The organism is Halorubrum sp. ARQ200 (assembly GCF_005435115.1).
GTDB classification, from domain to species: Archaea; Halobacteriota; Halobacteria; order Halobacteriales; family Haloferacaceae; genus Halorubrum; species Halorubrum tropicale.
The window spans coordinates 331,044-343,622 of record NZ_SGTZ01000001.1; the positions used below are offsets into that span (position 1 = coordinate 331,044).

Consider the following 12,579-nt stretch of genomic DNA (forward strand, 5'->3'; position numbering starts at 1 on the left):
ACCCCCCGCCGCGTAGGACGGGCGTGTCCAGCGTCACCGTCAGCATCGACCCGCACGTCCACTCGGAGGGGAGCTACGACGGCCACGAGCCCGTCGAGCTAATCTTAGAACACGCGGCCGAGATCGGCCTCGACGCGGTCGTCGTCACCGACCACGACGTGATCCGGGAGTCGAAGCGCGCGGCCGAGATCGCCCCCGAGTACGGGCTGATCGGGATCCCCGGCGTGGAGGTGTCGACCGCGCACGGCCACCTGCTCGCGGTCGGCGTCGACCGGATGCCGCCCCGCGGGCGCCCCTACGCCGAGACGGTCCGCTGGGTCCGCGACCGCGGCGGCGTCGCGATCGTCCCCCACCCGTTCCAGCGCTCGCGCCACGGCGTCCGCCAGCGCAACATCCCGACGCCCGGCCCGGCCGACGAGGCGGCGGCGACCCCCGACCCGGCCGGCGAGGCGCCGGGCGAGGCGGCCGGGTCGGAGGCTCCCCAACCGAGGCCGAACGGCGGGGCGACCTCCGAACCGGGGGCGGCCACCGAGGTCGACGCCATCGAGGTGTTCAACGCGTGGCTGTTCACCGGGTACCGGAACCGCCGCGCGCGGCGGTTCGCGGCGGAACACGGCTACCCCGGCGTTGCCGCGAGCGACGCGCACCACCTCCAGTACGTCGGGCGGGCGTACACCGACCTGACGATCGAGGGCGCCGAGTCGGTCCGCGAGGTCACCGCCGACGACGTGCTGACGGCGATCCGCCGCGGCACGACGACGGTCGAGGGGCGACGCGCGCCGATCCGGATGGCGGCGAAACACTACGTCGGCGCGGCCGGGCGCCGGTCGGCCTACTACGCGCGGACCGGCGCCGCGCGGGGCGCGCGCGCCACCAAGCGGACCGCGGTCGACGGCGCCGTCGCCGCGAAGGTGGCCGCGCTCCAGTCGGCCCACCGCACCCGGCGCCTCCTCTCCTGGTTCGCCTGACGGACGGCGCGGAGCGACGGAGCGGCACAGCGTCGGAGCGGCGCGAAGCGGTCGGCGGCCGGAGACGACGGCGCCCGCGCCCGCGGAGAACGGGGTTTTTGCCCGCGGCCGCGAATGTGATCCCATGAGCCACGACAGACGCGAGTCCGGGTTCAAGCGGCGGACCCGGGTCGCGGACGCGAGGGCGACGCTGCTCGACGCCGTCACGCCCCACGACCGGACGGAGTCGGTCCCGGTCGGAGCGGCGGACGGCCGCGTCGTCGCCGAACCGATCGACGCGCCCGCGCCGGTGCCGGGGTACGACCGGGCCGCGATGGACGGGTACGCGGTCCGCGCGAGCGACACCTTCGGCGCCGGCGACCGCTCGCCCGCGGTCCTCGCGGCCAAGCCCGCCGAGGCCGACGCCGTCGCGCCCGGCGAAGCCGCGCGCGTCCACACCGGCAGCGCGGTCCCCGAGGGCGCGGACGCGGTGGTGATGGTCGAACAGGTCGAGTCGGTCGGCGACGAGGTCGAGGTGTTCGACGCGGTCGCGACCGGCGAGAACGTCGGCGAGGCCGGCGAGGACGTCGCGGACGGGCAGCGCCTCTACGAGCCCGGCCACGTCCTGCGCCCCTCCGACCTCGGCCTGTTGCGCTCGGTCGGCCTCGACGAGGTGACGGTCCGGGAACCGCCCGAAGTCGCCGTCATTCCGACCGGCGAGGAGCTCGTCGAGTCCGACCCCGGCCCCGGCGAGGTGATCGAGACGAACGGCCTCACCGTCTCCCGGCTCGTCGAGCGCTGGGGCGGCGAGGCCCGGTACCGCGACGTGGTCACCGACGACCCGGACGCGCTCCGCGAGGCGGTCGCGGCCGACCTTGACGCCGACGTGGTCGTCACCACCGGCGGCTCCTCGGTCGGCGAACGGGACCTGATCCCCGAGGTCGTCGACGGCCTCGGCGAGGTGCTCGTCCACGGCGTCGCCCTGAAGCCGGGCCACCCGGTCTGCCTCGGGGTGGCCGAGGGGACGCAGATCGTCTCGCTGCCCGGCTACCCGGTCGCGTGCATCGTCAACGCGGCGCAGTTCCTCCGCCCCGCGCTGAAGCGGGCGGGCGGGACCGACGCCGACCCGTTCCCGACGCGCCGCGCGACGCTCGACCGGAAGGTCGCGAGCGAGCCCGGCGTGCGGACGTTCGCGCGGGTGTCGCTCTCCGAGCCCGACGAGGCCGAGGCGACTGACGGCGACGGCGACGACGCTCTCCCGACCGCGACGCCGACGCGCGCGAGCGGCTCGGGGATCCTCTCTAGCGTCGCGCTCGCCGAGGGGTGGGTCGTCGTCCCCGAGCCGCGCGAGGGGCTCGACGCCGGCGAGCCCGTCGACGTCGAGCTCTGGGAGGTGACCGAATGAGCGACCGCAAGGAGTTCCGCGACCTCGCGACCCCCGAGGCCGCCCGCGAGGCGATCGCGTCGCTCGACCTCTCGCCCGCGCCGGAGACGGTCCCGCTGCGGGAGGCGCGCGGGCGCGTCCTCGCCGAGCGCGTCGACGCCGCCGTCGACGTGCCGGGGTTCGACCGCGCCTCGATGGACGGGTACGCGGTGCGGGCGCGCGACACCTTCGGCGCCGACGAGGCCGACCCGGCAGAGCTCGACCTGGTCGGCGCGGTCCACGCGGGCGCGGAGCCGGACGTGACCGTCGAACCGGGGACCTGCGCCGAGATATCCACGGGCGCGGTGATGCCCGACGGCGCCGACGCGGTCGTGATGGTCGAGCGGACGGACGAGGTCGGCGGGGACGATGCCGGCGACGGGGACGGCTCCGCCCGAATCGCGGTCCGCACGTCGGTCGCGCCGGGCGACCACGTGATGCCCGCGGGGACCGACATCGCCGCCGGCGCCCGCGCGCTCGGCCCCGGGACGCGGCTGACGCCCCGCGAGATCGGGTTGCTGTCGGCGCTCGGCGTCGACGAGGTCCCGGTCGAGGGGCGCCCGCGCGTCGGCATCGTCTCGACCGGCGACGAGCTCGTCCGCCCGGGCGAGGAGCTCGACCCCGAGCGCGGCGAGATATACGACGTGAACTCGACGACGATCGCGGCGGGCGTCGAGGAGGCCGGCGGCGAGCCCGTCCTCTACCCGCACGCCGGCGACGACTACGCGGAGATGGAACGGCTGCTCCGCCGCGCGGCCGACGAGTGCGACTTAGTGCTCTCCTCGGGGTCGACCTCCGCGAGCGCGGTCGACGTCATCTACCGCGTGATCGAGGCGCGCGGCGAGCTCCTCCTCCACGGCGTCGCGGTCAAGCCCGGCAAGCCGATGCTCGTCGGGCGGCTCGACCGCACCGACGGGGCGGACGACTCACGGGGCGCCGAGTCGGCGTACATCGGGCTCCCGGGGTACCCGGTCTCGGCGCTCACCATCTTCCGGACGTTCGTCGCGCCCGCGATCCGCGAGGCGGCCGGGCGGGACGAGCCCGCGACCGCGACCGTCGAGGGCCGGATGGGCGTCGGGGAGCGGTACGGCGAGGGGCGCCTGCGGCTGATGCCCGTCGGCCTGCTCGACCTGGACGACGGCAATCGCCCGCTCGTCTACCCGGTCGACAAGGGGTCGGGGGCGACGACGAGCCTCGTCGAGGCGGACGGCGTCGTCGCGGTCGACCCCGACACGGAGTACCTCGACGCCGGCGAGACGGTCTCGGTCGACCTGTTCTCGCCCGACGTGCGCCCGCCGACCCTGCTCGGCGTCGGCGAGGACGACCCCGCGCTCAACCGCCTGCTCGACCGGCTCGCGAACCCGCGGTACCTCGCCGTCGGCTCTCGCGAGGGGCTCCGCCGGCTCCGGGACGGCGTCCCCGACGTGGCCGTGACCGCGGGCCCGACCGACCGCGACGTCGACGCCGCGGTCCTCGGCGGCTGGACCCGCGAGTGGGGGCTCGTCGTCCCCGAGGGCAACCCGGACGACGTGAGCGGGCTCGCGGACCTCGTCGACCGCGACCTCCGCCTCCGCAACCGCCCGACCGTCTCGGGGCTCCGGCGCAGCCTCGACGCGGCGCTCGACGACCTCGCGAACGACCGCGACGCCGACCGCCGCGACCTCGCCGAGCGGATCGACGGCTACGAGCGGACCGCGAAGGCGTTCGAGAGCCCGGTCCGCGCCGTCGTCGCCGGCGACGCGGACGCCGGGCTGGGCCTGCGCGAGACGGCGGAGCGGCTCGGCTGTGACTTCGTCTCGCTCGGCGAGCAGTCGGTCGCCGTGCGGGCCGCCCCCGACCGCGCGGACCGCGAGCCGGTCGCGGCGCTGGCGGCGGCGCTCGGCACGGGCGCCGGAGACGGCGCGGACGCCGACGACGACGCGGCCGTCGACGAGGCCGGGCCGGCCCTCGACGCGATCCTGGCCGACCGCCCGGGCTACTCGCGGAACAGCCGGAACGAGCCCTGACCGACGACGACCTCCGACCGGTCCCCGTCGTTCGCGTCGTCGTCCGCGGCCGCCTCGCCCCCGTTTCCGGCGGTGGTGACCGTCATCTCGCTGACGCCGATCGAGCCGCCCGCCCGCACCACCTCGGCCTCCGCGCGGAGGTCGCCGTTCGCGGGGCGGAGGTAGTTCGCGTTGAGGTTCACCGTCGCCACGCCGCCGTCGAGCGGGTCATCGAACGTCGTGCGCTGAGCCACGCCGCCGGCCGTGTCGATCAGCGTCGCCGCCACGCCGCCGTGGATCGTCCGCCCGTCCGCGTTGGTGAGCTTGTCGTCGAAGGGGACCGAGAGGACGACGCGGCCGCGTTCGATCGTCTCGACCGACGTGTTCAGCCACGAGAGGTAGCCGTGCTCGTCCTCCAACTTCCGCTCGACGAACTCGATCGCCGCGTCGGGCAGCGGGTCCATCTCGGCGATGTCCGTGCGGTCCATGTTCCCGGGCAGACGCCGGGCCGGCTTGTACCCCCCGGAAACGCGAGACAACCGGCCGGCGATTCCCGCCGCCGCTCACCCGACGCCGAGGCGGATCGGGTCGCCGCTCGGGACGACCTCGACCGTCACCGGCTCGCCGACGGCGAACTCGCGGTCCGGACAGACCACCTTGACGCCGAACCGGTCGGTCCGCGACGCGAACAGTGACAGTCCGACGACGCGCTCGCCGTTCGCGAGGACGTCGACGGCGTCCCACTCGACGCGCGGCGCGCCGCCCGCCGCCTCGTGGTCGGCCGCGGTACCGATCCGCGTGCCGAGCAGCGACACCGCGTCGCCCGGTCCGAGCGAGCCGCCGCCCGCGCCGTCCGCCGGCCTCGGGGCGTGCGCGAACGTTCCGCCGCCCGCGTAGTGCGTCAGCCCGCCGTCGAGCGGGACGCCCTCGTCGCTCGCGAGCGCGGCGAACGCCGGCCCGGCCCCGGAGCGGCGCGGCCCGTCGAGGACGACGTGGTTCGGCCCGCGCTCGACGACGGCGCCCGTCCCGTCCCAGGCGACCGGCTCGACCGGGGCGTCGACGGCGACCGGGAGGGATCCGCTGGCCCGGAGGGGGTCCGCGCCCGGGGCCCGGAAGCCGAGGTGGACGTGGTCGTCGACCCACTGGCCGAAGAAGCCGGAGCGCGTCGTCGGGCCGAGCGCGTCCCCGACGGCGACCCGGTCTCCGGGTTCCACCTCGGGGATCACGTGGAGGATCCGCGCGACGGTTCCCGGGGGCACGCCCGCCCGCGCGCACCACCCCTCGTCGAGGTCGACGACGATCAGGTGGTCCTCCGCGGCCGCGTACGGGCGGTCCGGACAGCCGACGGTACGGACGTGACTCACGACCCCGGCGACCGGCGAGCGGCCGACGCCGTCGCCCGGATAGAGGTCGACGGCGCGGCCGCGGTCGTGGGCCGGGTACGGGGAGTTGAACCGCGAGAACTTCTCGTACCGGCGGACGACCTCGCCGGGGAGCGCGACGGTAGTCCCGGGCGGGTCGGCTCCTTCGGTCTGCGGTCCGGTCACGCGTCCGCCGCCTCCATCCCCTCGACGAGGAACTCCGCCCCGCCGGCGTCGGACTCGGCGACCGAGAGCGACCACCCGTGCGCCTCGACGATGTCGCCGACGATGGCCAGCCCCAGGCCGGTCCCGTCGCCGAGCGACACGCCGCGCTCGGTGACGCGCTCGCGCTCGGCCGCGGGGACCCCGGGACCGTCGTCGCCGACCGCCAGCGCGACCCGGTCGCCGTCGGCCTCGATCGAGACGGTGACGGCGACGTCCTCGCCCGCGTGGTCGACGGCGTTGCGGAACAGGTTCGAGACCAGCTGTTCGAGGCGGTCGCGGTCCGCCAGCACCGTCGCGTCGCCGCCCTCGACGGTCAGGGTCGCCTCGGCGGTCTCCAACCGCGACCAGACGCGCCGCACCGTCCCGTCGAGCGAGACGCGGTCGAGCTCGTCGACCGTCTCGCCGGCGGTCGCCAGCGCGAGCAGCCCCTCGATCATGTCGTCCATCCGCTCGTGGGCGTTCGCCGCCCGCTCCAAGGCGCCGTCGGGATCGTCGCCGCGCTGGCGGGCCAGTTCGACGCCCGCCGACGCGGCGGCGAGCGGGTTGCGCAGGTCGTGGGAGACGACGCCGGCGAACTCCTCTAAGCGCTCGTTCTGCCGTTCGAGCTCGGCCTCTCGGCGCTCCAGCTCGGCCTGGCGCTCCTCGCGGGCGGTCACGTCGCGGAGCAGGAAGACGTGGCCGCGGTCGGTCCCCCGGGGGTCGGTGATCGGGTTCTCCTGGATGTCGAACTGCCGGCCGTCGATGGCGATCGGGTGTTCGACGCCGACCTCCAGGCGCGGGAACACCTCCGACAGCGAGGACCCGACCGCGTCCGGCGGGAGGATCGCCTCGGCGGCGGGGTTCAGGTCGCGGATGCGCCCGTCGGAGCCGGAGACGATCACGGGGTCCTGCATCACCTCGACGGCGGTGTCGCGCGCGACGACCGCCGCGTCGAGGGTGCCGAGCCAGAAGACGGTCCCGTAGAGGAACACGCCGTGGATCACGAACGCCGTCGGCAGCCACGAGAGGTTCGCGTAGCTCCCCACGTCGACGAACGTCGCGATGCCGGCCAGGAACGGGAACAGCGTGCCGAGCAGGACGACGAACGTCTGGAGCCGGTACCGGTTCCCCGTCCGTTCGTAGAGGTCGACGACGAGGAACGCGCCGGCGACGCACAGCCCGTACGCGAGGAGGACGAACAGGCCCCCGGCGGGACCGAGCCCGTAGCCGAGCAGCGTGAACGGACCCTCCGTCACCGGCGCCACGGAGCGGCGGGCGAGGCCGTGGGTGGCGCTCGACCACGCGAGCAGAACCCAGACGAACGCGGGGGTCGCGAGCGCGACGATCCGGTTCTCCGTCCGCCAGCGGTCGTGGCCGGTGAACGCCAGGGCGAAGAGAGTCCAGAGCACGGGGAGCGCGCCCATGAGCGGCGTCGACAGGTTGAGCGCGACCCTCATCGCGACCTCGCCGGGCGCGGCGACCCGGAGGGCGTACAGGAGCGAGGCGCCGCCGCCGCACAGGAGGTAGAGCGCGACCTCGATCCCGCCGGGCTCGTCGCGCTCCCGCCACGCGACCCGGCCGAGCCAGAGCCCGATGCCCCCCGCCAGCAGGCAGGCGGTCAGGTACGCTTGGACCGGAAGCGCGCCCAGATCGCTCATCGATACCTGTACCACTTCCAGGGCCGACAAAACTGTTGTGTCACGCGGTCGCCCCCGCGCCGCCCGAGACTTCGCCGTCGTCGCGCGGTCCCGCCCGGCGCAAGGGGCTTGTGCGCCGCCCCCGTTCAGTCCGTTATGCGCGTCTTCAGAGGGGAGTTCGCGACGCCGGCCGCGAACCGGGAGCCGACGGCCGCCCTGCTCGCGTCGGCCGCGGACGGCGTCCCCGCGGTCCGCGTCACCGCGCCGCCGCGACAGGTCGCGTTCGGCCGGCGCGACGCCCGCGAGCCCGGGTTCGAGGCCGCGAAACGGGCGGCCGAGGCGGCGGGGTTCCCGCCGGTCGAGCGCGACGTCGGCGGCCGCGCGGTCGCGTACACGGGGGCGACGCTGTCGTTCGGCGTCGCGGTGCCGACCGGGGACGGCCGCGGGTCGATCGACGCGCGGTACGAGACGGCGACCGAGGCGCTCCGCGACGCGCTCCGCGAACTCGGCGCCGACGTGGTCCGCGGGGAGCCGCCGAACGCGTTCTGCCCCGGCGACCACTCCCTTCGGGTCGCCGACGGCACCGGCGCCGCCAACGGGGGGAAGATCGCGGGGCTCGCCCAGCGCGTGCGCGCCGACGCGGCGCTCGTCGCGGGCGTCCTCGTCGTCTCCGCGGCGGACCCCGACCCGATCGCGCGAGCCACCGACCGCGTCTACGGCGCGCTCGACGTGCCGTTCGACCCCGCATCGGTCGGGAGCGTCGCGGACGCGGGCGGCCCGGACGACCCCGACGCCGTCGCTCGCGCCGTCGAGGCCGCGTTCGTCGAGGGCGCGTGGGGAGACGGCGCACGCGAGATCGTCCGCGTCGACGGGGCAGACGCCTGAGCGCGCCGCGGCCCGCGGTTCCGACGTTTCGACGTGCTTTTTATGCGCGGGCATCTGGGTTCGCGCATGGCCGAATTCAAAGTCGTCGTCGCCGACCCCGAGACCGGCGAGACGTTCCAGCGAGAGGTCGACGGACAGGACGCCAACCGATTCCTCGGTCGCGAACTCGGCGACGAGATCGGCGGCGACGCGGTCGGACTCCCCGAACACACCATCGAACTCACCGGCGGCTCCGACGAGACCGGACGCCCGATGCGCGAGGACGTCTCCGGCACCCGCCTGAAGGAGCTCCTCTTGGAGGGCGGCGTCGGCTTCGAGCCGTCCCGCGAGGGCGAGCGCAAGCGGATCACCGTCCGCGGCCGCGAGGTCGACGACGACATCGCGCAGATCAACGCCAGCGTCGTCGACGGCGACGGCGACGTGGCCGCCGCGCTCGGCGAGGGCGACGACGCCGACGAGTAAGGCGCCCCGATGCCTCGCGTTCCCTCCGACGGCGAGGACGTTTCCTCGATTCGCGTCTCGCTCGCCCGCAGCGGCGGCACTCGCCGCCCCTGCGTCAGGCTCCCGGACGACGACGCCCTCGACGGGCGCGTCGAGTCCGGCGCCTGCGACGCGCTCGGCGTGGGCGCGGGGGACGTGATCCGCGTCGCGATCGACCGCGAGGAGCGCCACGCGCGGGTCGCGGCCGACTCGAACGGGCGGCTGCTGCGCGGCGCGTACGACAACCGACGGCTCGCGCGCGAGGCCGGCGAGGGGACGAACCGCCTGGTCGAGTGGCTCGACGCGAACGGTCGGGAGCCCGGGGACAGCGTCGTCCTCGACGTGGTGGTGCCCGGCGAGCTGTACGGGCTGCGGATCCCGGGCGAGCGGACCCTGTACGACGCGAACCGGGGGCCGCGGTCGTCGCTCGCGGACATCGCCCGCGACCTCGACGGGTAGGACCACGGCGGCGTCGCGGCGACGGGTCGAATCGCTTATTCTCGCTCGGGTCCGAGATCGGTCCATGCAGGAGGTCGACGCGGATCTGACGGCGCTCGACCGCGCGATCATCAACGCGTTCCAGGGCGGCTTCCCGGTCGCGGAGCGCCCCTTCGACGCGGCGGCGGCCGCGCTCAGGGAGCGCGGCGTCGAGGTCACGGGGCCGGCGCTCTGCGAGCGCGTCCGCGAACTCGACGAGGAGGGGATCTTATCGCGGTTCGGCGCGCTCGTCAACGCCGAGGAGATCGGCGGGGCGGCGTCGCTCGTCGCCATGCACGCGCCCGAGGACCGCTACGACGAGATCGCGGAGACGGTGAACGAGTTCACCGCGGTCGCGCACAACTACGAGCGGGAGCACCCGCACCTCAACATGTGGTTCGTGGTGAGCGTCGCGGACCACCCCGACCCGGACAAGGACGGCCACGACCGCGTCGAGGAGGTGCTCGCGGAGATCGAGTCCGCGACGGGCCAGGAGACGTACAACCTCCCGAAGCTCCGGGAGTTCCACGTCGGCGCGAAGTTCCTCGTCGACGGGCCGGTGCCCGACGGCGACGTGGACCTCTCGCACCTGGGCCCCGAGGTCACGCCCAGCGACCGCGGGACGCTCACGCCCGACGAGCGCGACCTCGTGGTCGAGATCCAGGGCGGCCTCCCGATCACGGAGACGCCGTACGCCGACGTGGCGGCGGCGATTGGGGCCGACGTCGACTGGGTGATCGAGACGATCAAGCGGTTCGAGCGGGAGGGGAAGGTGCGCCGCGTCGGCGTCATCCCGAACCACTACGCGCTCGGCTACACGGAGAACGGGATGACGGTCTGGGACGTGCCCGAGGAGGTCTTAGACGAGGTCGGGCCCGCCGTCGCGTCGCTGGACTTCGTCACGCACTGCTACGAGCGCCCGCGCCACGCCGGCGTCTGGGAGTACAACTTCTTCGCGATGACGCACGGCCGCACGGAGGCGGAGAGCGAGCGCCGGATCGCGGAGGTGCGCGACCTGATGGCCGACCACTGGGACGTGGGCGCCGACGACTGGGACACGCTGTTCTCGACGCGCATCTTGAAGAAGACCGGCATCCGCATCGCGGACCGGGCGGACAGCAACACGGCGTGACCCTGCTTTACCACGACCTCGCGGGCGAGACGGTCGCCGTCTTCGGCGGCGGTGCCGTCGGCGCGCGCAAGGCACGGGGGTTCGACGAGGCGGCCCGAGTCGTCGTCGTCAGCCCCGAGTTCGACGAGCGGCTGCGATCGCTCGCGGACGGGTGCGAGTCGGAGTCCGCGGACGGGCCGGCCGTCGAACTGATACGCGCCGCCCCGGACCCGGAGGCGGTGCCCGACTGGATCGACCGGCTCGCCCCGGCGCTCGCGGTCGCCGCGACCGACGACGCCGCGGTCAACGCCGCCGTCGAGTCGGCCGCGCTGGACCGGGGGCTCCTCGTCAACCGGACGGACGTGTCGGGCGGCCGCGACCCCGGGAGCGTCGTCGTCCCCGCGACGGTGGAGGACGACCCCGTGACCGTGGCGCTCTCGACGGGGGGCACGAGCCCCGCGCTCGCGAAGGCGCTGCGCGAGCGGATCGAGGCCGAGATCGAGGGGGCGGGCGCGATGGCGGCGCTCTCGGGCGAGATCCGTGAGGAGCTGAAAGCGGCGGGCGTACCGCCCGCGAAACGCCGGGAAGCGGTCCGGCGCGTTGTCAGATCCCGGGGGGTTTGGAAGGGTTTACAAAAGGGGAGATCCAACGGACGGCAAGAGGCCGACACCGTGATCGAGGAGGTACTCGACCGATGAGAGAGACGGGTGCGATCGCCGGCGTGAGCGTCGCCCACGCCGACGCGACCGTCGACGAGATCGAGGCCGCCGGCGGCGACGGCGTCCGCGCGACCGTCTCTGACCTGCTCGCGCGCGAGGGAGTCGAAGAGGCGTTCGCGGTACAGACGTGTAACCGCTCGGAGGCGTACGTCGTCACCGACCGGACCGTCGACGGGGCGACGGCGCTGTCGACGTTCGCCCCCGACGTGCGCGCCGGGGCGGTCCGCCGCCTCGACCACGAGGAGAGCCTGGAACACCTGATGCGCGTCGCCTCCGGGCTGGAGTCGCTCGTGCTCGGCGAGGACCAGATCATCGGCCAGCTGCGCGAGGCCTACGAGGAGTCGAAGTCGGCGGGCGGCATCGGACCGGTGCTCAAAGACGCCGTGACGAAGGCGCTCCACGTCGGCGAGCGCGCGCGGACGGAGACCGAGATCAACGAGGGCGTCGTCTCGCTCGGCTCCGCGGCCGTCAGGCTGGCGGCGGGCGAGATCGACCTCACCGACGGGACGGCCGTCGTCGTCGGCGCCGGCGAGATGGGGACGCTCGCGGCCCGGACCCTCGACGACACCGCCGTCTCCGAGATCGTCGTCGCGAACCGCACCGTGCCCCACGCGGAGTTCGTCGTCGAGGAGGTCGACACCCGGGCGGAGGCGGTGTCGCTCGCCGACCTCCCCGCGATCATCCCCGAGGCCGACCTCGTCGTCACCGCGACCGGGAGCCCCGACCTCGTCGTCCACCCGTCGTACGTCGACGGCGCCGGTCGCGTCGTCTGTATCGACATCGCGCAGCCCCGCGACGTCGACCCCGCGGCCGGCGCCCGCGAGGGCGTCACCGTCTACGATATCGACGACCTCGAGGACGTCACCCAGCGGACTCGGGAGAGCCGCGCCGAGGAGGCCCGGAAGGTCGAGTCGATCATCGACGACGAGCTCGACCGCATCCTGGAGGCGTACAAGCGCAAGCGCGCCGACGACGCCATCTCGGCGATGTACGCCGGCGCGGACCGGGTGAAGGCGCGCGAGCTCGACCGCGCGATGTCGAAGCTGGAGGCGCAGGGCGACCTGAGCGACGAGCAGCGCGAGACGGTCGAGGACCTGGCGGACGCGCTCGTCGGGCAGCTGCTCGCCGCCCCCACCCGGTCGCTCCGGGACGCCGCCGGCGAGGACGACTGGGAGACGATCCGGACCGCCCTCCAGCTGTTCGACCCCGAGTTCACCGCGCAGGCGGAGGGGCCGGACGGGGCGGACCTCACCGAGGCGGGGGCCGGCGGCCCGGACACGATCCCGGAGTCCGTCGCCGAGGAGCTGGACGACTAATCCTCGCGTCCGCTGCGGCGCCCCGGACCGCTCG

At 74.8% G+C, this 12,579-nt stretch carries 12 protein-coding genes; 9 read left to right on the plus strand and 3 right to left on the minus strand.

Translation table 11 applies throughout. The features are described 5' to 3' along the window. Positions 1-23 precede the first annotated feature (23 nt). The 3 genes from EXE50_RS01795 (at position 24) to EXE50_RS01805 (ending at position 4,376) form a co-directional block, all read left to right on the plus strand. Positions 24-968 carry a PHP domain-containing protein gene (locus EXE50_RS01795; RefSeq protein ID WP_053772091.1) on the plus strand — a complete coding sequence of 315 codons (945 nt, stop codon included), beginning with the start codon at positions 24-26 and terminating at the stop codon, positions 966-968. 124 nt (positions 969-1,092) lie between these two features. Further along, a complete protein-coding gene (gene glp, locus EXE50_RS01800) occupies positions 1,093-2,352 on the plus strand; it encodes a gephyrin-like molybdotransferase Glp (RefSeq protein ID WP_137704189.1) in 1,260 nt (419 codons plus the stop codon). Then, complete coding sequence (locus tag EXE50_RS01805) at positions 2,349-4,376, plus strand: molybdopterin biosynthesis protein (RefSeq protein WP_053772089.1); 2,028 nt, start codon at positions 2,349-2,351, stop codon at positions 4,374-4,376. Before glp ends, EXE50_RS01805 begins: the two co-directional genes overlap by 4 nt. Here the strand turns inward: EXE50_RS01805 and EXE50_RS01810 are convergent. From EXE50_RS01810 to EXE50_RS01820, 3 genes are all read right to left on the minus strand, one after another. Further along, positions 4,346-4,843, minus strand: coding sequence for a PaaI family thioesterase (locus tag EXE50_RS01810; RefSeq protein WP_121598919.1), 498 nt, complete (start codon positions 4,841-4,843; stop codon positions 4,346-4,348). The two genes, EXE50_RS01805 and EXE50_RS01810, sit on opposite strands and share 31 nt — an antisense overlap. A 75-nt stretch (positions 4,844-4,918) precedes the next feature. Beyond that, on the minus strand, positions 4,919-5,902 hold the full coding sequence (locus tag EXE50_RS01815; RefSeq protein WP_137704190.1) for a hypothetical protein: 984 nt from the start codon (positions 5,900-5,902) through the stop codon (positions 4,919-4,921). Then, entirely contained in the window at positions 5,899-7,578 is a 1,680-nt protein-coding gene (locus EXE50_RS01820) for a histidine kinase N-terminal 7TM domain-containing protein (protein WP_137704191.1), read from the minus strand. The genes EXE50_RS01815 and EXE50_RS01820 overlap by 4 nt, the downstream gene beginning before the upstream one ends. 135 nt (positions 7,579-7,713) lie before the next feature. On the opposite strand from EXE50_RS01820, the gene EXE50_RS01825 reads away from it, so the two are divergent. The 6 genes from EXE50_RS01825 (at position 7,714) to hemA (ending at position 12,545) form a co-directional block, all read left to right on the plus strand. Next, positions 7,714-8,442 carry a lipoate--protein ligase family protein gene (locus EXE50_RS01825; protein ID WP_053772085.1) on the plus strand — a complete coding sequence of 243 codons (729 nt, stop codon included), beginning with the start codon at positions 7,714-7,716 and terminating at the stop codon, positions 8,440-8,442. A 66-nt stretch (positions 8,443-8,508) separates the two neighbouring features. After that, positions 8,509-8,904, plus strand: coding sequence for a 30S ribosomal protein S6e (locus tag EXE50_RS01830; protein ID WP_053772084.1), 396 nt, complete (start codon positions 8,509-8,511; stop codon positions 8,902-8,904). Between the two features lie 9 nt (positions 8,905-8,913). After that, the gene (locus tag EXE50_RS01835) at positions 8,914-9,381 is read left to right on the plus strand and encodes a hypothetical protein (protein WP_137704192.1); all 468 of its coding nucleotides are present in this window, start codon (positions 8,914-8,916) and stop codon (positions 9,379-9,381) included. A 64-nt stretch (positions 9,382-9,445) separates the two neighbouring features. Then, complete coding sequence (locus tag EXE50_RS01840; RefSeq protein WP_137704193.1) at positions 9,446-10,531, plus strand: Lrp/AsnC family transcriptional regulator; 1,086 nt, start codon at positions 9,446-9,448, stop codon at positions 10,529-10,531. Continuing rightward, complete coding sequence (locus tag EXE50_RS01845; protein WP_137704194.1) at positions 10,528-11,208, plus strand: bifunctional precorrin-2 dehydrogenase/sirohydrochlorin ferrochelatase; 681 nt, start codon at positions 10,528-10,530, stop codon at positions 11,206-11,208. Before EXE50_RS01840 ends, EXE50_RS01845 begins: the two co-directional genes overlap by 4 nt. After that, positions 11,205-12,545, plus strand: coding sequence for a glutamyl-tRNA reductase (hemA, locus tag EXE50_RS01850; RefSeq protein ID WP_053772080.1), 1,341 nt, complete (start codon positions 11,205-11,207; stop codon positions 12,543-12,545). The genes EXE50_RS01845 and hemA overlap by 4 nt, the downstream gene beginning before the upstream one ends. The last annotated feature ends 34 nt before the right edge of the window (positions 12,546-12,579 follow it).